This is a genomic window from Haloferax sp. Atlit-109R, from assembly GCF_003665865.1.
Classification (GTDB): domain Archaea; phylum Halobacteriota; class Halobacteria; order Halobacteriales; family Haloferacaceae; genus Haloferax; species Haloferax volcanii.
The window spans coordinates 1,325,264-1,343,748 of sequence record NZ_QPLO01000001.1; the positions used below are offsets into that span (position 1 = coordinate 1,325,264).

An 18,485-nucleotide genomic window follows, 5' to 3' on the forward strand; every position below is an offset into this window, starting at 1 on the left:
GCGGGGCGCGAAGTTAGGCGTTCTCACTGCCGCGCTCGGCGCGGTCTCGTTCGCGCTCGCGCCGCGCCTCCAGAATCCGGCGGACGCCCTTGCCGGGGCCGCCCTCGATGGGCCAGCCGTTCATCCGCCACGCCGGCGGCTCCGGCTCGAACGACGGACACGAGTGGGCGCACTCGCGCTGGCTCTGATAGCAGTCTTTCGCGGCGCACCGCGGGACGAGCGCCCGGCCGCGCCGGTCGAGTTCGAACTGTCGGCAGTCGGGTCGCATCGTGTCCACGTAGTTGCGCCAGCCGCGGTCGAAGGCGCGCTCGGCGAGGACGAGTCGCCGCCGGGCGTCTTCGGAGTCGGGCGAGAGCGAGCTCGGGTGCCACAGCACCTCCGCCGAGTCGCCGTCGACGCCGAGGATGCCGACTTCGACCGGCAAGTCTTCAAGCAGGGCGGGTTCGACCCGCCGGCCCGTCACCTCGGTGGCGACCCAGACCTCGTCGGCGAGCGCTCGCGACACGTCGTGTTCGAGTTGGTCTGCGAGCGCGCGGGCGGCGCTGGCGTCGAGGTTCGGCTTGTTCTCGATGGCGACGACGCGCTCGACCCAGTCGGGGTACGGTGCGGTCCGGCGGTACTCGACGCGGTTCCGCGAGCCGCGGCGTTTCTCGACGAGGCCGAGCCCCGCCGCGCGGTGGACCGCGGGCACGACGTGTCGCCACGGGAAGTCGGGTTCGGGGATGGCGTCTCTGTACCACGCCCACTCGGCGGGCGCGTGGCGGACGACGCGCAACAGGTCCGAGTCGAAGCCGTCGGTCGAGAGGGCGCGCCGGGCGGCGAACGCCTCGGGGTCGACCTCGACGACGACGGTGTCCCAGCGGCGCTGTCGGGTGCCGAGCTGTCGGGCGACGAACGCGGGGCGCGGGCCGTCGGGATGCCACGCGCGCTCGGCCCAGCGACAGACCCGGAGCTCGAAGGCGAACTCGGGGTCACGGTCGCGGTCGCGGTCGGCGGCGTCGCTCACGACCGGGAGTTGCGGCGGGAGGCCGAAGGCGTTTCGGTCGGGCGGCTTCGGCGCGTGGTTCGACGATGACGCAGATGATACCGCGGCTGTCGCCGCCCCGCCGACGCGCGGCGCTGTCGCTCGCTGGCGTCGCGTCTCGGGCGTCGGCCGGTTCGGCCGACGCTACTTCAGGTACTTGCGTTCGCCCTCGTTTTTCGCGGCGAGGTCGTCGAGGAACTCGTGGGCGCGCTCGAATATCTCGCGGGGGCCGTCCTGCGTGATGGTGTTGATGGCCTGCTCGTAGTCGCGCCACTGGAGGTCGCGGTGCTCCGTCGAGAGCTCCGCGGACGCCTCGAACGACCGCGCGATAAAGAGGTGAACCGTCTTGTGAATCGTCGTCCCGTTCGCCTCGAAGACGTAGCTGTAGTCCTCGCGGAAGCCGTCGATGAGGCGGAAATCTTGGATTCCCGCCTCCTCTTTGACCTCCCTGATTGCCGTTTGCTGAAGCTCCTCGTCCCCTTCGACCCCGCCCTTCGGGAACTCCCAGTCCCCGGGACGGCTCTTCAGGAGTAAGTACTCCCTCCGGCCGCGGGTGTCGCGGAAGAGAATGGCTCCAGCGCTGACCGCTTCGACTGCCATTACCCGAAATAAACGTGCCACCCTTTAAGAGGGTATCGGAGGATGTAGCGCGTTCGCACGGTTTTTCACTCGGGATTCGGGGTGAGGAGCCCGAAGTCCCCGGTTCGTGTAGATGCGCTTTTACCGTCGGAGCGTGCAACAAGGAGTAGTACCCAGCTATGGCCTTCGTCACGAAACTCACCTTTCAAAGCGGTGATAAGGCGGTCCTCGACCGAGTGGTCGACGACCTCAAGCAGTTCATCGAGCGGAAGGGCGCGGAGTGCCGCGGCCCCCACTCCGACCAGCCGAAACAGGTGAGCGTCCCGCAGTACCGGACGCTCCAGCCCGGCGACCAGTTCTCGTCGTGGTCCTACCCCGTCTACACCCGCCGGCTCGAAATCCACGGCGCGGACCAGATTGCTCGCGAAGTCGGCCTCAGGGAGTTCCCCGACAGCGTCCACGTCGAAATCGAAGTCGAACAGAAAAAGCCGCTGGGCCACCGTCGCTGACGGCGGCCGCGGAACGCGGACGAAGACGCAGGTCCCCGGTTTTGTCCCTCTTTTGGTCGCTCAGGCGTCCGGCCCGAGCAGTTCGACCACGTCGCCGGTGCCGACGTGGTTGGTCGCGTCGAACGACGTGACCTTCAGCCGAACCTTGTCCTCGACGGCCGCCCCTTCGCCGTCTTCGACCCGGATGACCGAGTCGCCGATGCGGACGGTGAGGCCGTCGCCGTTGCGCTCGCTGATGTAGGCCGTGATGACCTCGCCGGGTTCGAACGTCGGCGTCGCGGTGCGGAACGTCCAGCCGGCCAAGAGCTTGTCGAGGCGGCTCATACGCGGCTCACCTCCTCACTCGTGCGGTCGGAGACGTACTCGCGGCCGTAGCCGGTCCACGCGGCGAGCAGGAACACCGCCACGAGGAACCAGCCGTGGAACACGTAGGGGAAGACCGACGCGGGGTTTACGAGCATCTCGGCCGTGAACCACGGCGTCGCCTCGCCGCCGACGAGACCCTGCATGGCCCCGTAGCCGGCGAGGAGGCCGCCGCCCCACGGGAAGATGTAGCCGAGCGCCGAGGTGTTGGCGTCGAGGATGTTGGCGCGGCGGTAGCCGTTGATGTTGAAGCGCTTGCCGAGCGTGGCGATGTAGGGCGCGATGGCGATTTCGGCCGCCGTGTTGATGGTGACCGTCGCGTTGACGAGCGCTGTCCCGACGACCATCGTGGTCTCCGCGCGGCGGACCGTCGTGGCGACGCGGTCGATGACGAGTTCCTGAATCGCGTCGAAGCCGCCGCCGGCGCGCATGATTTCCGCGCCCGCGACGAGCAACAGCGTCAGGACGATAAGCGGGAAGAAGCCGGCCGCGCCGGAGTAGACGCTCCCGCCGACGCCGACCTGTCCCGCGGGGACGGTCTCGACGACGGCACCGAGGAGCGGCAGCGCCTCGACCGCCTGCGTCAGGCCGTTCTGCGGCGCGCTGAACAGGAGCATGCTCCCGGCCGACACGTCCACGAGGTTCGCCGCGCCGAGCGCGACGTTGAACGCCGCCGCGAGGAGCAGTCCCCACGAGACGGCCTCGATGATGTGTCGGCCGCGGACGGCGAGGGCGATGACCACGGCGATGTCGAGCAGGTGGACGAGCCCCCACGGCGACACCGACGCCGAGACCTCGCCGGCCACGTCGACGTGCGGCATGCCGCCCCAGACGCCGGGGATACCGAAGCCGGCGACGAGGTACGCCGCGATTGCGAGCGCCGCCGCGACGACGGCGTACTTCACGCGAGAGGCGACGACGCCGCCGATGTCGGCGTCCTGCGTGACCGCGGAGACGATGGTCGTGTCGCTGACGGGCGCGAGGTTGTCCCCGAACACCGCGCCGGAGAGAATCGCGCCGAACAGCAACACGGGGTTCGCGCCGAGGAGCAGCCCCGCCGGGAAGACGAGGCTCGTGAAGGCGATTGCGGTGCCGTAGCCGGTGCCGATACCGGTCGCCAGGAGCGCCGCGAGCAGGAACGTCACGGCCGGAAACAGCCCCGGGCCGACGTTCAGGACCGTGGCCGCCCAGACGAGGCCGTCGACGAAGCCGCCGACCTGAATGGTCTCTGCGAACATGCCCGCCCAGAGCCACGCGACGACCGCCGTCGCGGCGACCCGGCGGGTCATGCCGGCGAAGATGACGTCCGCGTAGTCCTTCCAGTCTCCCCGGACGAACAGCAGTCCCGCGATGAGTCCTGTCAGCATCCCCGCGACGAGGCCGGTCGTATCGCCGATACCGAGGATACCACTCTGGAAAATCGCCCACGCGATGAACAGGGCGATGGGCAGGGCGCTCACGAGGCGCCCGCCACGGAAACTGAGCTCGATGTCCGGTTCTTCTGGCATCGTTTGTCAGAGCTTGACTGGGATATATAATAGGCACGAATTTCCTCCAACTATTTCTTCCAAACTTGCGTTTCTTGCCCACGAAACGTCGGGAGCGTTTATCATCGCCGGGGGAAAAGAGTCCAGACATGAGCCACCGAGCGACGATGGACGACCTCGTCTCGCTTCGCCGCGACCTGCACCGCCACCCCGAACCCGCGTGGTGCGAGTTCTACACCACCGCCCGCCTCGTCGACGAACTGGAGACGCGCGACCTCGACGCGCTCTACGTCGGCCCCGAGACGCTCGACGCCGACGAGCGCATGGCCGTCCCCGACGACGCCGAACTCGACGCGTGGGTCGAGCGGGCCCGCGAGGCCGGCGCGCGCGAGGACGTACTCGACCGCCTCGCCGGCGGCTACACCGGCGCGGTCGCGGTCGTCGAGCGCGGCGAGGGGCCGACCGTCGGCCTCCGCGTCGACATCGACGCGCTCCCCATCCCCGAGTCCGAGGCCGACGACCACCTCCCGGCCGCCGAGGGCTTCCGCTCCGAGAACGAGGGCTTCATGCACGCCTGCGGCCACGACGCCCACGCGACAATCGGCCTCGGCGTCCTCGACGCCGTCATCGACTCCGACTTCGAGGGGACGTTCAAGCTGTTCTTCCAGCCGAGCGAAGAGCAGGTCGCCGGCGGCAAGGCCGTCGCCGAGGGCGGCCACCTCGACGACGTGGACTACCTGCTCGCGCTCCACGTCGGTCTCGACCACCCGACCGGCGAGGTCGTCTGCGGCATCGACGGCTTCCTCGCGGTCTCGCACTTCCGCGCCGAGTTCACCGGCGCGCCGGCCCACGCGGGCGCGAAGCCCGAGGAGGGGAAGAACGCGAACCTCGCGGCCGCGGCGGCCACGCAGAACCTCTACGGTATCTCCCGGCACTCGGACGGCGCGACCCGCGTCAACGTCGGCCTGATGGGCGGCGGGACCGCCACGAACATCGTCGCCGAGGAGGCGTTCATCGAAGGCGAGGTGCGCGGCGCGACGACGGAGCTCATGGAGTACATGGAAGACCGCGCTCACACGGTCATCGAGTCGGCCGCCGCGATGCACGACTGCGAGGTCGAAATCGGGGTCGAGGGCAAGGCCCCGAGCGCCCGCAGCGACGACGCGCTCGCGGCCATCGTCGGCGGCGTGAGCGAGGGCGTCGAGGGCGTCACCTCGATTCTCGACCGCGACGACCTCGGCGGCAGCGAGGACGCGACCTACCTCATGCAGCACGTCCAGGACCGCGGCGGGCTGGCGGCCTACGTCGGCGTCGGCACGGACCACCCCGGCGGCCACCACACCCGGACGTTCGACGTTGACGAAGAGACCATCCGCATCGCCGTCGACGTGCTCGCCGCAAGCGTCGACCGAATTGCGACCGAGCGTCCCTAAGACGGTCCGAGCGCGTCGTTCGAGCCATCTCGGGCCGCGTTACCGCGTCGGAAACGGCGCACGGCCGGCCGAACAGCCCGCGACGAACCGCCAGCGGTTATTTGTCCCCTCCGTGCATAGCCGGCAGCGATGGGGTTCCTCGGCGGTGAATCGACCGAAGACACAGACCTGCGTCCGGGTCTCGCAGTCGTCGGCATCGCCGTCGGCGTCGCGGTCGTCCAGGTCGCCGTCTTCCCCCACAGCTCCGAGGTCCACTGGCTTCGGTTCGCAGTCGAACTCCTCTTGATTCCGATTCCCGTCGCCGGCGCGTTCGTCGTCGGCGGCGTCCGCCACGTGCCGACGGTTTGGCGGCCGCTGTACGCCGGGACCGCGCTGTTCGCCGTCTACGCCGTCAGCGACGCGGTCGACGAGGTCGTCGCCCAGCCCGAGGCGGTCACGCTCGTCTTCGAGGACGGGACGCTCCTCGTCGGGTCGGTCGCGCTCGCGGTCGGCGCGGTCCGGTGGTCGACCCACCGCGACGCCCGCGAGACGGAACTGCGCCGCCGCAACGACCGGCTCGACCAGTTCGCGTCGGTCGTCACCCACGACCTCAGGAACCCGCTGAACGTCGCCCAGATGCGACTCGAACTCGCCCGCGAGGGGCACGGAACCGAACACCTCTCGACGGTCGCTGACGCCCACGACCGGATGGAGGCGCTCATTCAGGACGTGCTCCAACTCGCCCGCGTCGGTGAGGAGGTCGGCGAGGTCGAACCCGTCAGCCTCGCCACCGTGGCCGCCGACGCGGTGACGAACACCAGTCTCGGGGCGTCCGGACTCACCGTCGAGGCCGACGCGAGGCTGCTCGCCGACCGGGGCCGGCTCACCGCCGTCTTCGAGAACCTGTTTCGGAACGCGGTCGAACACGGCTCGACGAGCCGCCGGGAGTCCCCAGACGAGACCGCGAGCCGCGACGTTCCGACCGAGACCCCGTCTCCCGCCGCCGACAAGAGCGCAGCCGACGCGAGCGGCCGCCGGGCGAGAGCCGACGCCGACGGGGGGACGCCTGGCGTCAACGTCCGCGTCGGCCCGCTCGAAGACGGCTTTTTCGTCGAGGACGACGGCCCCGGCATCCCGCCGGAAGAACAAGACCGCATCTTCGAGTCGGGATACAGCACCGACTCGCGGGGGACCGGTCTCGGTCTCGCCATCGTCGCCGGCGTCGCCGACGCTCACGGCTGGGAGGTGGCGGCGACGACCGGCAAAAACGGGGGCGCGCGGTTCGAGTTCCGGGGCGTCTCGTTCGCGGCGGAGTCCGAGGTCAGTACTTCGGGTCCGCGCCCGTGAGTTCGTAGATGTCGTCCATGATGCGGTCCCGCTCGACTTGCCACCCTTCGAGGGCGCTCGGCCGGCTCGGATAGCGGCCGTAGTGGGCCAACAGTTCGTCGGCCAGACGCTTGATTTTGAAGAACTCGTAAATCTGGCTCCAGTGACCGTAGCTCGACGCCGCGGTCTGCGCGAGGAGGACCGGGCCGAACGAGGTCGTCCCGGAGTAGAGCGCCTCGGCCAGTTTCTCGCCGGGGATGGAGGCGATGAGACCCATCAGGTCGTCCACGTCGACGGCGGTCGAGAGGATGTTGTACACGTCGAGGCTGGCGTAGCGACCGCCGAAGTGGTCCATGACGCGCTGGTTGTAGCGCCACAGCAGCTCCTCGCTCACGTCGCCCGCGTCGAGCGCGATAGCGGCCTGCTCGCCGGCGTACTTGCCGGCGTAGGCCGCGCCGGCGATGCCGCCGCCGGTCGTCGGGTTGACGTGGGCCGCGGCGTCGCCGACGGCCATGTAGCCCGGCGCGGTCGCAGAATCGTAGGGGCGGCGGGTCGGGAGGGCGGCACCGAGCTTGTCGATGACCTCCGCGCCCTCGAACTCGGGGCGCTCCCGGAGGTCCCTCTTCAGGTCGTCGACGAGCTTCATCGGCTCTTCGGTCATCTGGAAGCCGAGACCGGCGTTGATTTCGGTCTCGGTCCGCGGGAAGTACCAGACGTAGCCCGCGGCGACCTCGGCGGGTTTGAACACGAGCGCGTCCGACCACTCGACGGGCTCGGGGACCTCGACGACCTCGCGGTACGCCGACGAGAAGTGCTGGTAGGAGACGTTCGTGTCGAAGGTGGCGTCGGAGAAGTCCACCTTGTCCTGGAGGAGCGACAGCGAGCCCGCGCCGTCGATGACGATGTCGGCGTCGTACTCGACGACCTCGCCGTCGTGCTTGGCGACGATGCCGGTGACGGTGCCGTCGTCGTCCTGTTTCACGTCCTGGACGACCGTGTCGTAGTGGAGGTCAGCACCGGCTTCCTCCGCGCCCTCGATGATGAGCCGGCCGTACTCCCAGCGGTCGATGACGGCGAGTTCGCCGGGGACCGGGATGTCGAGGACGGTGTCCTCCTGCGGAATCTCGAAGCGGCCGTGGTCGACCTCGGTGTTGGTGAACGCCGGCTCGATTTTCGACTTCGGAATCGCCTCGGGGAAGGCGTCTGCGCCCTTCAGGGCGTCGCCGCAGGCGATGTGGCCCGCTTCCTCCTCGGGCTTTCGCTCGACGATGGTCACGTCGTAGCCCGCGTTTGCGATGGTGGCGGCGGCGTAACAGCCGGAGGTTCCCGCGCCGACGACCACCACGTCCACGGACTGGGTCCGTGGGCTCGCCGAGGAGTTCTCGGCGGTGTCGTTCTCGTCTGTGGACATGGTATCACCTCCATATCGCGGGCTGAAAACTCTTTACTCCCGCACCGACCGCGCGCGGCGAGTCCGAGGGCGGCGACCGCGACGAGACGCGGCGCTCGACGGGGGTTGAAAACGGGGAATCCGAGAGGTCGAGCGTCGCTCAGCGGTTGTCGTCGCCGGTGTCGTAGTGTTCGCCCGACGCGGCCGGGATGCGGGTGCGGCCGACGAGCGCGAGGACGACGAGCACCGTCACGTACGGAATCGTCTGGATGAGCGAGTCGGGAACGCCGTAGCCGGGCACCTGCTGGAGGCGAATCTGGGCGGCCTCCAGCCCCGCGAAGAGGAACGACGCGCCGAACGCGCCGACGGGGTTGTAGTTCCCGAAGAGGAACGCCACGATGGCGATGAAGCCCTTCCCGTTGACCATCGTCTGGTTGTTGCCGACGAACTGGCCGAGGCCGAGCGACAGCGCGGAGCCGCCGATGCCGGCGAGGAAGCCCGACAGGAGCACGCCCGCGTAGCGGACGCGGCTCACGTCGACGCCGACGGTGTCGAGCGCCTTGGGGTTCTCGCCGGACGCGCGGACGTGGCGGCCGAACGCCGTGCGGTTCAGGACGTACCACGACGCCGGGACCGCGACGAGCATCATGTACACCGCGGGGTCGGCGTCGAAGAACGCGCCGAAAAACGGGATGTCCGAGAGGACGGGAATCGTCCACGTCCCGAGCGTCGTCCCGAGGTTGTCGGTGTTGACGCCGCCGTAGTAGACGGTCGCCGCGAACGGCGCGAGGCCGAGCGCGATGAGCCAGACGGCGAGGCCGGCGATGATTTGGTCGGCCTTGAAGCGGATGCAGACCACGGCGAACAGCGCCGAGAACAGCACCGACGAGAGGATGCCGGCGAAGAAGCCGATCCAGATGGCCGGGAGGCCGACGACGGTCATCTCGGGGCCGACGATGGCCGTCGTGATGACCGCGGTGAACGCCGAGATGATGAGCAGCCCCTCGAGTCCGATGTTCACCACGCCGGCCTTCTCGGAGAAGATACCGCCGAGCGCGGCGAACGTGATGGGCACCGAGAGCCGCAGCGCCGACGAGAGCGTGCTCCGACTCGTGAGGATGGCGAGGAAGTTACCCCAGATACTGCTCGGGAACGCGAGGCCGAGCAGCGCGATGAGCAGGAAGACGCTCACCGCGCCGCCGACGAGGGTCGCTCTGTAAGACAGTTCGGTGTCGCGGAGTCGGTCGATGGTTGTCGTGCTCATTCGTCGTCACCTCCGAGGCGGCCGCCGTCCGTGGCCACGGTCTCGCGGTCCGGTTCGAGGTCGATGGCGGAGCCGAGCATGCGGAAGAACTCGGGCATCGCGACGAACAGGATGATGAGCCCGCGGAGGACGCCGACGAGCTGTTTCGGGACGCCGGTCCCGAACTGGACCGCGAGGGAGCCGGACTTGAGCGTCCCGAACAGGAGCGCCGCCGGGACGACGCCGAACGGATTGTTCCCCGCGAGGATGGAGACGGTGATGCCGTCGAACCCGAGCGAGGGGACGCCGGCCTGCCACTTGCCCATGACCATGAGCACCCAGATAGCGCCGCCCATCCCGCCGAGCGCGCCCGAGAGGAACATGCTCGTGACGGTCGTCCGCTTGGCGTCGACGCCGCCGTACTCGGCGGCCTCGGGCTGTTCGCCGCTCGTCCGGAGGTCGTACCCGAACGAGGTCTGTTCGAGCAGGAACCAGACGGCGACGACGAGCGCGAGGCCGAACGCGAGCGCGAGAAGCGAGAAGTCGCCGCCCTGCGGGAACGCCACCGGGAGGAGCGTCGCCCAGTCGGGAAGCGGCGTCGTCTCGACGACCTGCGAGTCGGGGTTGCCGAAGAACTCGCTGACGAGGACGAACGCGATTTGCGCCGCGATGAAGTTCAGCATGATGGTCGTGATGACCTCGTTGGCGTCGGCGTACGCCTTGAGCGCGCCCGGAATCGCCCCGTAGAGACCGCCGACGAGCGCGCCGACGATGACCGCGAGCGGAATCAGGATGAGGCCGCCGACGAGCCCGGACGGGAGCAGCGGCGCGACGAAGAACGAAAACAGCGCCGTGGCGAGGCCGCCGAGGACGAGTTGTCCCTGCGTCCCGATGTTGAACAGGCCCGCGCGGAAGGAGACGGCGACCGAGAGGCCGGTGAAGATGAGGAGCGTCGTCTCCTTGAGCGTGAGCGCGAACCCGAAGTTCAGCGGGTTCCAGTCGGGGTTGAGCGGTTTGAGAACTCCCGGGCTGTTCACGAGGAACGGCTCGCCGAGCGCCCCGTTGAACAGCACGAGATACACTTCGACGGGGTCGTAACAGAACCCGGTTCCGAACAGCGTCGTCGCCGCGGTCTGGCACGTCGTGACGCGGCCGGAGACGAGGATGATGCCAGCGCCGATGACCACGGCCATGACGAGCGCGGCGAAGCTGATGAGGATTCGCTCCGTCGCGGAGGCGGCCGTCAGCCGCCGGAGGACGGATTTCGCCGTTTCGGCCGCGCTCATTTGGCGTCACCCACGGGCGGTTCCGCATCGGTCGCGCCGGCGTCGGGGCGTTCGCCGGCCATGAGCAGGCCAATCTCTTCTTCGGTGGTGTCGCGTGGGTCTACGATGTCCATGAGTTCGCCGTCGTGCATGACGCCGAGGCGGTCCGAGAGGCCCTGTACCTCGTCGAGCTTCGAGGAGATGAGGAGAATCGCCTTCCCCTCCGCTCGGAGGTCCAAGAGCCGCTCGTGGATGAACTCCATCGCGCCGATGTCCACGCCGCGGGTCGGGTGGGTGGCGACGACGAAGTCCGGGTCGCGTTCGAACTCGCGGCCGACGATGAACTTCTGTTGGTTGCCGCCGGAGAAGGACTCGGCGTCGGCGTCGGCGTGCGGCGGTCGAACGTCGTACTCGTCGATGATTCGCTCGGTGTGCTCGCGCGCGTCGGACCAGTGTATTCGGCCGGCGGCGGCGAACGGCGGGCTGTGCTGGCTGCCGAGGATACCGTTTTGGACGAGGTCGAAGTCCATCACGAGCCCGCGTTCGTGGCGGTCCTCGGGGACGTACGCCATCCCGTCGTCGATGCGGGACCGACGCGAGGCGTCGGTGATGTCCCGGCCCTTGTAGGAAATCGAGCCCTCGGTCGGCGTCCGCAGGCCGGTGATGGCCTCGACCAACTGCGACTGACCGTTGCCGTCGACGCCCGCGATGCCGAACACCTCGCCCTCGCGGATATCGAACGACACGTCCGAGACGGCGGGCACGCCGCGGTTGTCCGTGGCCGAGAGCCGCTGCACCGAGAGCACCTCGTCGCCCGGCTCCTGCGGTTCGGCCTTCGGTTCGAGGAGGACTTCGCGGCCGACCATCAGTTCGGCGAGTTCCTCGTTCGACGTTTCGTCGGCCTTCACGGTGCCGACGTTCTTCCCGTTTCGGAGGACGGTGATGTCGTCGGCGGCGTGCATGGCCTCACCGAGCTTGTGGCTGATGAAGATAATCGTCTTGCCCTGTGCGGTCAGCTCCTCGAAGACGCGGAACAGCTCTTCGACCTCCTGCGGGGTGAGGACCGCGGTGGGCTCGTCCAGAATGAGGATGTCGGCCCCGCGATAGAGTGCTTTCAAGATTTCGACGCGCTGTTGAACGCCGACGCTCACGTCCTCGATGGCGTCGTCGGGGTTCACGTCGAATCCGTATCGGTTCGAGAGGTCGATGACCTCCTGGCGCGCACGCTCCCGGTCGACGGTCGTGCCGAACCACTTGCGCGGTTCGTTGCCGAGGACGATGTTCTCGGCGACCGTCATGGGGTCGACCAGCATGAAGTGCTGGTGAATCATACCGATTCCGGCGTCGATTGCGTCCGCGGGCGAATCGAAGTCCCGCGGTTTTCCGTCCACGTGGACGGTCCCCTCCGTGGGTTCGTAGAGCCCGTAGAGGATGTTCATCAACGTCGTCTTGCCGGCCCCGTTTTCTCCCAGAAGTGCGTGCACCGTGCCGCGCTCGACGGTCAGGTCCACGTCGTCGTTCGCCACGACGCCGGGGAACCGTTTTGTGATTTCGTCGAGATGAACAGCGGTGCTCATCTTGAGCCTTTTTTCGGGGGGGTTCGCTTAAACTCGTGGGATTCGACTCGACGCGGGAGTGGTCCACACGGAGCGTTGCGGCGGTTCTCGGGGAGTTCGAACCGTTCAACCCGCGAGCATATTCGACCGACTGCGGTGTGAAAGCGGCAACATTGTCCTCGAAGTTCGGGATTCCTGTCGCTCGGCGCGCGGCGTCGAAAAAACTGCGTGTGTCGAGCGTGGCGTTACTCGGTCGTCGTCGGAATCTCGATGTCGCCGGCGATGATGGCTTCGCGGGACTCCGAGAGCGAATCCTTCACGTCCTGCGGAATCTCGGACCCGAGTTCCGCGCCGTAGACGGCGGCGACGCCGTCCTCTTCGAGGCCGAGGGTCGTAGTGGAACCACCGTTGAACTCGTCGTTGACGACGTTCTCGACGGAGGTGTACACCGCCGACTCGACGCGCTTGACCATCGAGGCGAGGATGACATCGGCGTAGTTCGGCTCGGTCTGCGACTGGTCGGAGTCGACGCCGATGGCGAACTTACCCTGCTCTTTCGCCGCCTGGAAGACGCCGAGGCCGCTGCCGCCGGCCGCGTGGTAGACGACGTCCGCGCCGTTGTCGTACATCGAGGTGGCGATTTCCTTCCCCTTCGCGGAGTCGGAGAACGACCCGACGTAGGCCACGTCCACGGATATCTCCTCGTCCGCGTGCGCCACACCGGCCTCGTAGCCGGCCTGGAACTTGCGGATGAGGTCGGTCTCGGTGCCGCCGACGAAGCCGACGCTCTTCGAGTCGGCCGTCGTCGAACCGGAGCCAGCAGAGAACTCCTGGGTCGTGATGAGACCGGCGAGGTAGCCGACCTGGAACGAGCCCTGCTCCTCGCGGAACAGGTAGCTCGCCACGTTGTCCTCGTCGACAACGTCGTCGACGATCATGAACTGCTGGTCCGAGAAACTCGGCGCGGTTTCGGAGAGCGCGGAGCGCTGCGCGTAGCCGATACACGACACGAGGTCGTAGTCCGGGTTCGACGACTGCGCGAACCGGCGCTGGAACTGCGGGAACTCCTCGGCCGCCGAGGGCTGTGCCTCGTCGTAGGCGATGCCGAGTTCCGACTCCGCCTGTTCGATGCCGCGCTTCGCGGCGTCGTTGAACGACTTGTCACCGAGACCGCCGAGCGCGTAGACCATGCCGACGTTGGCCGCCGGACCGGATTCCTCGGTCGTCTGCTCGGCCGCGGTGGTCTCCTCGCCGCCGGACTCCTCGGTCGTCTGCTCGGCCGTCGTCGTCTCTTCGCTTCCCTCTGACGGACCGCCCGTACAACCTGCGAGGCCCGCGATACCCGCGACCCCTGCCGCTTTAACAAAAGAACGTCTGTCCATATCTATGAACTCCTATTGAGACAGGGGCCTCGAAAATTGCATAAAGGTGTCGTTTCGCGGTTTCAGCGGCGTCGCATCACCACGTTTGCACATCCCAGTCGAGGACCGTCGGCTCACGGTCGCGGGCGTCGGCCCCCGACCGTCGGCGGCGTCGACCGCGCCGAAGTCGCTCGGCGTCCGTCAGGCGGCCTCGATTTCGCCCTCGACGACGGCCGTCACCTCGTCGACGAGCGCGTCAACGTCGTCGGCCTCGGCGTACACCCGGATGTATGGCTCCGTGCCGGACGGGCGAACCAGCGTCCACGACGCGTCGGCAAACTCCAGTCTGACGCCGTACTCGGTGTCGACCGACTCGGGGGCCATCGCCTCGGGGAGCGAGGTTTCGAGCGCCGCCATCGCCGCCCGCTTGTTCTCGTCGGGGCAGGGGACGCTCACCTTGCGATACGGGCGTTCTGTAACCGGTTCGCGCAGGCCGGCCATGCCGGACTCGGCGGCGAGGCGAGCGACGAGCGCCGCGGAGGCGACGCCGTCTATCCAACCGCCGAGCGACGGGTGGACGTGCTTCCACGGTTCGGCCGCGAACACCACGTCGCCGCCGTCGGCGCGGGCGCTTGCGATGCCCTCGTGGAGCGCGCCGAGGCGGACGCGTTCGACGCGACCCCCGGCCTCGCGGACCCGCTCGTCGATGCGGCCCGAGGCGTTCGGCGTCGTGACCACGACGGGGTCCTCGGCGTCGGAGACGCGGACGTAGTGCTCGGCGACGATGGCGATGACGGTGTCCTCGTGGACGACCTCGCCGTCCCCGTCGATGATGACGATGCGGTCGGCGTCGCCGTCGTGGCCGATGCCGAAGTCGAAGTCGCCGTCGGCGACGAACGCGATGAGGTCCGCGAGCGTCTCGGGCGTCGGCTTCGACTCGCGCCCGGGGAAGTGACCGTCTATCTGCCCGTTGAGCGTGACGACGCGCGCGCCGAGGTCGCGGAGGACCTGCGGCGTGCCGAGCGCCGACATCCCGTTGCCGCAGTCGACGGCGACGGAGAGGCCGTCGAGGTCCGCCCCGTGCTGGCCCGCGAACTCGACGATTGCGTCGCGGTAGGCGTCGAGGACGCCGCCCGTCCCCGTCGCGCCCCAGTCGTCCCAGTCGGTCGGGGGCGCGTCCGCCCCGACCCGCGTCTCGATGTCGCGTTCGAGGTCGCGGTCGTACTCCTGCCCGTCGACGAACATCTTGATGCCGTTGTCCGTCGGGGGGTTGTGCGAGGCGGTGAGCATGACGCCGCGGCGGCCCCGCGAGGCGAACGCGAGCGCCGGGGTCGGGACGACGCCCACCCGGGTCACGTCCGCGCCGGCGGAGAGCAGGCCGGCCTCGACGGCGGCGGCGAGGCCCTGTCCGGTCGTTCGTCCGTCGCGGCCGACGACGAACTCGGCGGAGGCGTCCGATTCGAGCGCGGCGCGGCCGGCGGCGCGGCCGACGCTGAGGGCGAGTTCCGGCGTGACTCGCTCCGTCGCGCTCCCGCGGATACCGGCGGTGCCGAAGAGTTCCATAGTCCAGCGTTGACGGGGTCGTACTTAGATGCTGACGGTTCGGGGGACGCGTGCGAGGCGGCCGCACGGGACGGTCGGGGGGCGCTCCCGAGACGAAAATCGGCTCCCGGGCGAACCGCCGAATCGACCGCCCGAGGCAGCACGCCTTTGAGGGCGGGCGTCGAATCGGGAGCCATGAGCGAACACGGTCGAACCCGCGCGCACGTCTACGTCTCGGGACACGTACAGGGCGTCTACTACCGGGCGACGACCCGCGACACCGCCCGCGACCGCGGCGTCGACGGCTGGGTGAAGAACCTCTCGGACGGTCGCGTCGAGGCCGTCTTCGAGGGCCCCCGCGACGACGTGGAGGCGATGGTCGAGTGGTGCCACGAGGGGAGTCCGATGGCGACCGTCGAGGACGTAGACGTTACCTTCGAGGAACCGGACGGCGAGACCGGGTTTCGCATCGAGCGCTGACCGGAGGAACTCGACAACCGCGCGATAACATCAGCGAGACGGCCAAATCGTTCAAGCGGGGTTCGGGGGACGTGTTCCCATGCGCTTCCGGACCGACACGCGGGGACTCGGCGTCGCAAAACTGTTCTTCACGCTCGTGACGAGCGTCGGCCTCGGCCTCTCGATGGGCACGTCGTTTCTCATCGTCCGCGGGCCGTTCCTCGGCGGCCCGTCGCTCGACCCGTTTCCCATGATGGCGGCGCTGGCGGTCTTCATCGCCGGTATCGTCGTGCTCACGTGGGGGTCGACGCGGCTGTTCGGCGTGGGAACCGGCGCGTGAGCGGGGGCCGACTCACGCGGGTCGATCGACGCCGAGTTCGGCCATCGCCCGAACCACGACGTGGGCCTCCACGAGGTCGCGTTCCTCGACCATCGGGTCGTCGGCGTCGTCGATGACGGCGCGGGCCTCGGCGAGCAGACGGTCTTCCTGTTCGGTCTGGTCGGGTTCGTCGCGGGTGCTGTTCAGGAGCGCCTCGAAGTCCTCGCGGATGCTGAAGTCCGCGCGGGCGACGTTACACCGCGAGAGGGGGTGCATGCCGAGGTCCAACACCAACTCGGTGACGAGTTCCCAGTCGCTCTCGCAGAACTGGAGCGTCACGTCCCCGACGATGTCGCGCCACGCGATGGGGGCGGCGTTCTCCATGAGCGTCACCGCCCGCGGGGGGACCGCGATGCGAGCGACGGTCTTCGGGTCGTCGCAGAGACAGCAGGGCTGGTCCGTCCTGCCGGTGTACATACGCGGGGTTAGGATGGGTCGCAGATGTAGCTTCGGGCCGGAGAGCCGGGGCTCGAAATCGGGCGGGAACGGGCGACGCGCCGACCGAGGCAGCCGCTCAGTACGTGGAAACGGTCGGGTTCGAGCCCGGGGCGGGGTCGTCGAACCCGAGTAGAGGCAGCGGGAGGCGCGACCGACTGCGTGCTGGCACTGAATCACGCATTGGGCTGGGCTGGGTATTCTGTGGTGGCGGCAGCGGCCACGCCACCTATTCGATTGAACACTGCACATAAATATCTTCTCCTCCGAGAATACCACACACTATTGTTGACTATATACTAGTGTGCTTCCAGCTATCGTGAATAATTATGCATGGTTGTCAAACTCTGTTCGCGGAGGTGGCCCGTCCGTCGGGACGCGAATCGCCATCTCCAGTCCGACGGCATCTGTCGGCGGGTCGCTCGGGAGCGTTGCGAGGGGGCGTCGGGCCGCGGCGGCGAGGACGAGCGCGTCGAGCACGTCGTCGCGGGCCACGTCGCGGCGGAGCGTCCGGTCCAGCGTCTCGCGGTAGGCGCGCTCGGCGTCGAACTCCCGGTCGTCGGTCGCGTCGGCTTCCGAACCGTCGTCGCTGTCGCCATCGCCGTCACCGTTCCGACCATCGCATCCGCCGAACGCCGTCCCGAGCACGTCGAGGCGGCGGGCGCGCCCCTCGGGCGTCGACTTCGGTTCCGGGAGGGGGTCGCCGGCGAACGCGGCGAACGCGAGTTCGGGATGGGATTCGAACACTCGGCTTCGGGCGCGCGGCGCCTCGCGGAGAACGGCGTCGGCCTCGCGAATCTTGGGCACGAGGTGCCACGCCTGAATCGACAGTCCCGCTTCGGTCCGCTCGCGGTTGGCCGCGCTGGCCGCCTCGTGGGAATCGGCGTCGAGGACGGACCGAACGGGCGCGAAGAAGACGGTTGCGGCGCGGGAGCCGAGCCGCTCGCGGGCCGCCCGGTCGCACGCGCGGCGGTCGGATTCGGGCAGCCCGATGGGGATATCGACGAGCACCCGCCGGGCGTCTCGCTCGCGGGCGAGGTCCCAGACGGCGTCGAAGTCCGCGACGACTCGCACGCTGAGGCCGTCGCCGGCGACGGCGCACACCCAGCCGGCCCGACAGCCGTCGACGCCGACCGCGGGGGAAACGCATCGCTGTGGCACGGGCCGAGCTACGTCGTGGAGCGAGAGAAAAGCTCTGGGTTCAGGAGTCGAGCGCCACGGCCGACATCTGCCGACAGGAATCGCGGAGTTCGTTGAGCGTCACGTCGATGCTCGCGTCGAGCGAGACGAGCAGTTTCACGCCGTCTTCGAGCGGCACCCGGACGATGAGCGTGTTGTCGATGGCGAACGCGACGAGCTCCGGCCCGCCGATAGGCAGGTCTTCGAGCGGTTGGTCGATGGCCTCCTCGTTCGTGAGCGTCGCGACGAGCGTCTTGACGGTGTCCTCGTCGTAGCGGTCGAGAAGCGACTGCTCGAAGAAGCGAATCCGCGTCTGCACCGGCTCACACCACGCGACCGCTCGGAGTGCGTCCCCGTACGCCTCCTGTAACTCCGAGGTCAGTTCGGGCGCGGGAAACTCGCCGTCGTCGACGACGGTAATCTCGGCCTCCTGGTCGAGGGCGACCCGCTCGTAGGCGAGTTCACCGAGGTCCGTCAGCCCGTAGAGACGCCCTTTCTGTTGCGACTCGGGAACCAACAGTTCGACGATGCCCCGCTCCCGAAGTTCGGAGAGCGCCCGAGACACGTGCGGCTGTGCGAGGTCGGACTCCGCCGCGATTCGAGACGGCAGTCCCGACCCGTGCTCCGAGAGATATCGGCACACGGCCAGTCGGTACCGTGAGCTTGCGATATACCCCGCGGAATCCCACGTCTCGGTCATATACGAGACTCTCCGCTGGTCGTTTTCATCATGATTGACACGTCCCGCTTTGATATGCAATGGCAAGCGGGGTATATCTTTCGAGGGTCGGACAACGCTACTATATATGTACCATATACGGTCCGAGAACGGAACGTTCAGACACTCTCGAACCCCGAATGTGCCTCGACCGGAATGCACCGTCGGTTCGCAGCGCGCTGTTTGGCCCGCGGGTGACGCCGCCGTAACCGGCTACCTGCGCGGTTACCCGGTGACATGTATGTCCGCAAACACATA

At 68.3% G+C, this 18,485-nt stretch carries 18 protein-coding genes; 5 read left to right on the forward strand and 13 right to left on the reverse strand.

The features are described from left to right. Positions 1 to 13 precede the first annotated feature (13 nt). Both DVK03_RS06990 and DVK03_RS06995 read right to left on the reverse strand, forming a co-directional pair. Positions 14 to 1,006 (reverse strand): DUF5787 family protein, encoded by a 993-nt coding sequence (locus DVK03_RS06990; protein ID WP_004063450.1) that lies wholly within the window; start codon positions 1,004 to 1,006, stop codon positions 14 to 16. A 162-nt stretch (positions 1,007 to 1,168) separates the two neighbouring features. Beyond that, positions 1,169 to 1,624 (reverse strand): bis(5'-nucleosyl)-tetraphosphatase, encoded by a 456-nt coding sequence (locus tag DVK03_RS06995; RefSeq protein WP_115802548.1) that lies wholly within the window; start codon positions 1,622 to 1,624, stop codon positions 1,169 to 1,171. A 158-nt stretch (positions 1,625 to 1,782) separates the two neighbouring features. Here DVK03_RS06995 and DVK03_RS07000 point away from each other — a divergent pair, with 158 nt between their 5' ends. Next, positions 1,783 to 2,112 carry an uS10/mL48 family ribosomal protein gene (locus DVK03_RS07000; RefSeq protein ID WP_004063449.1) on the forward strand — a complete coding sequence of 110 codons (330 nt, stop codon included), beginning with the start codon at positions 1,783 to 1,785 and terminating at the stop codon, positions 2,110 to 2,112. Between the two features lie 60 nt (positions 2,113 to 2,172). On the opposite strand, the gene DVK03_RS07005 is transcribed toward DVK03_RS07000, so the two are convergent. Beyond that, entirely contained in the window at positions 2,173 to 2,436 is a 264-nt protein-coding gene (locus tag DVK03_RS07005; protein ID WP_004063445.1) for a hypothetical protein, read from the reverse strand. Next, the gene (locus DVK03_RS07010; RefSeq protein ID WP_004043545.1) at positions 2,433 to 3,983 is read right to left on the reverse strand and encodes a Na+/H+ antiporter NhaC family protein; all 1,551 of its coding nucleotides are present in this window, start codon (positions 3,981 to 3,983) and stop codon (positions 2,433 to 2,435) included. Before DVK03_RS07010 ends, DVK03_RS07005 begins: the two co-directional genes overlap by 4 nt. Before the next feature lie 128 nt (positions 3,984 to 4,111). Here DVK03_RS07010 and DVK03_RS07015 point away from each other — a divergent pair, with 128 nt between their 5' ends. Both DVK03_RS07015 and DVK03_RS07020 read left to right on the forward strand, forming a co-directional pair. After that, complete coding sequence (locus tag DVK03_RS07015) at positions 4,112 to 5,395, forward strand: amidohydrolase (RefSeq protein ID WP_115802549.1); 1,284 nt, start codon at positions 4,112 to 4,114, stop codon at positions 5,393 to 5,395. 129 nt (positions 5,396 to 5,524) lie between these two features. Next, entirely contained in the window at positions 5,525 to 6,721 is a 1,197-nt protein-coding gene (locus DVK03_RS07020) for a HAMP domain-containing sensor histidine kinase (RefSeq protein ID WP_115802550.1), read from the forward strand. Here the strand turns inward: DVK03_RS07020 and DVK03_RS07025 are convergent. The 6 genes from DVK03_RS07025 to DVK03_RS07050 all read right to left on the reverse strand — a co-directional run bounded on the left by DVK03_RS07025 (position 6,696) and on the right by DVK03_RS07050 (position 15,078). After that, entirely contained in the window at positions 6,696 to 8,111 is a 1,416-nt protein-coding gene (locus tag DVK03_RS07025) for a geranylgeranyl reductase family protein (RefSeq protein ID WP_115802551.1), read from the reverse strand. The genes DVK03_RS07020 and DVK03_RS07025 overlap by 26 nt on opposite strands. A 139-nt stretch (positions 8,112 to 8,250) precedes the next feature. Beyond that, positions 8,251 to 9,354: an ABC transporter permease gene (locus DVK03_RS07030; RefSeq protein ID WP_004063432.1), complete on the reverse strand. Its 1,104-nt coding sequence runs from the start codon at positions 9,352 to 9,354 to the stop codon at positions 8,251 to 8,253. Continuing rightward, positions 9,351 to 10,619, reverse strand: a complete 1,269-nt coding sequence (locus DVK03_RS07035; protein WP_004043539.1) for an ABC transporter permease — start codon at positions 10,617 to 10,619, stop codon at positions 9,351 to 9,353. Before DVK03_RS07035 ends, DVK03_RS07030 begins: the two co-directional genes overlap by 4 nt. Continuing rightward, positions 10,616 to 12,175, reverse strand: a complete 1,560-nt coding sequence (locus DVK03_RS07040; protein WP_006600312.1) for an ABC transporter ATP-binding protein — start codon at positions 12,173 to 12,175, stop codon at positions 10,616 to 10,618. The genes DVK03_RS07035 and DVK03_RS07040 overlap by 4 nt, the downstream gene beginning before the upstream one ends. A gap of 224 nt (positions 12,176 to 12,399) precedes the next feature. Beyond that, a complete protein-coding gene (locus DVK03_RS07045; RefSeq protein ID WP_004063430.1) occupies positions 12,400 to 13,536 on the reverse strand; it encodes a BMP family protein in 1,137 nt (378 codons plus the stop codon). A gap of 180 nt (positions 13,537 to 13,716) precedes the next feature. Further along, a complete protein-coding gene (locus DVK03_RS07050; protein ID WP_115802552.1) occupies positions 13,717 to 15,078 on the reverse strand; it encodes a phosphopentomutase/phosphoglucosamine mutase in 1,362 nt (453 codons plus the stop codon). Positions 15,079 to 15,252: 174 nt separating this feature from the next. Here DVK03_RS07050 and DVK03_RS07055 point away from each other — a divergent pair, with 174 nt between their 5' ends. Together DVK03_RS07055 and DVK03_RS07060 are read left to right on the forward strand one after the other, a co-directional pair. Then, positions 15,253 to 15,537, forward strand: coding sequence for an acylphosphatase (locus DVK03_RS07055; RefSeq protein WP_004043535.1), 285 nt, complete (start codon positions 15,253 to 15,255; stop codon positions 15,535 to 15,537). A gap of 79 nt (positions 15,538 to 15,616) precedes the next feature. Continuing rightward, on the forward strand, positions 15,617 to 15,856 hold the full coding sequence (locus DVK03_RS07060) for a hypothetical protein (RefSeq protein WP_115802553.1): 240 nt from the start codon (positions 15,617 to 15,619) through the stop codon (positions 15,854 to 15,856). A gap of 12 nt (positions 15,857 to 15,868) precedes the next feature. Here the strand turns inward: DVK03_RS07060 and DVK03_RS07065 are convergent, their stop codons facing one another. The 3 genes from DVK03_RS07065 to DVK03_RS07075 form a co-directional block, all read right to left on the reverse strand. After that, positions 15,869 to 16,312 (reverse strand): hypothetical protein, encoded by a 444-nt coding sequence (locus DVK03_RS07065; protein ID WP_004043533.1) that lies wholly within the window; start codon positions 16,310 to 16,312, stop codon positions 15,869 to 15,871. A gap of 345 nt (positions 16,313 to 16,657) precedes the next feature. Next, on the reverse strand, positions 16,658 to 17,491 hold the full coding sequence (locus tag DVK03_RS07070) for a DUF429 domain-containing protein (RefSeq protein ID WP_115802554.1): 834 nt from the start codon (positions 17,489 to 17,491) through the stop codon (positions 16,658 to 16,660). A gap of 40 nt (positions 17,492 to 17,531) precedes the next feature. Further along, a complete protein-coding gene (locus DVK03_RS07075; RefSeq protein ID WP_115802555.1) occupies positions 17,532 to 18,209 on the reverse strand; it encodes a winged helix-turn-helix domain-containing protein in 678 nt (225 codons plus the stop codon). Between the last annotated feature and the right edge of the window lie 276 nt (positions 18,210 to 18,485).